This is a genomic window from Acinetobacter sp. ACNIH3 (assembly GCF_002918965.1).
Classification (GTDB): Bacteria; Pseudomonadota; Gammaproteobacteria; order Pseudomonadales; family Moraxellaceae; genus Acinetobacter; species Acinetobacter schindleri.
This window is the reverse complement of record NZ_PQLP01000145.1, coordinates 1-841: the sequence shown is the minus strand read 5'-3', so window position 1 is coordinate 841 and position 841 is coordinate 1. Positions and strand designations below refer to the sequence as shown.

Annotated in this window: 1 protein-coding gene; it reads left to right on the top strand. The window is 42.7% G+C overall.

Going from position 1 to position 841, the window contains the following annotated elements; genetic code table 11:
* Positions 1 to 8: 8 nt before the first annotated feature.
* On the top strand, positions 9 to 841 hold an 833-nt coding region (locus tag C3420_RS17130; RefSeq protein ID WP_228152992.1), incomplete at its 3' end, for an IS5 family transposase.

The following is an 841-nucleotide window of genomic DNA, read 5'->3' as shown; positions in this document are numbered from 1 at the left end:
CACACAAAATCTACCGCACAACCAATTGGCCCGCATATAACCGAGCACTCATGAGTCGCGGAAATATTGCCATTTGGTTTGATCCTGCTACGCAATGGTATGCTCCGTCCATCGGTAAACAAGGGCGAAATCAAACCTACTCCGACGCAGCCATCCAATGCTGCTTAATGATTAAATCCTTATTCCGTCTGTCTTTACGTATGGTTACTGGCTTTGTACAAAGTCTGATTAAACTTTGCGGATTAAATTGGATAGCTCCAGATTACACCACGCTTTGTAGAAGACAAAAGCATATTGATATTGTAATCAGCTACCAAAAAAGTAGCGATGGGCTGCATCTACTCATGGACTCTACAGGCATGAAGTTTCTAGGTGAGGGCGAATGGAAACGCAAGAAACATGGATCTGAATATCGTCGCCAATGGCGTAAACTTCATATTGGTATAGATGCCAAAACCCTACAAATACGAGCAGTTCAGCTTACAACCAATAATGTCAGTGATTCACAGGTGCTTGGTGATTTACTTGATCAGATTCCACAAGATGAGCGGATTGACTCTGTTTATACCGATGGAGCTTATGACACCAAGCAATGCCGTCAGGTCATTGCAGATCGGCAAGCGCATGCGGTGATTCCACCTAGAAAAAATGCGAAACAATGGAAAGATACAAAGAGTAGCTCGCTAGAGCGAAATGAATTACTTCGAACAATTAAACGTTTAGGCAGGACACTATGGAAAAAATGGTCAGGCTATCATCGGCGAAGTTTGGTTGAAACTAAGATGCACTGCATTAAATTATTAGGAGATAAACTCAGCGCAAGGAGTTTTGGTAGCCAAGT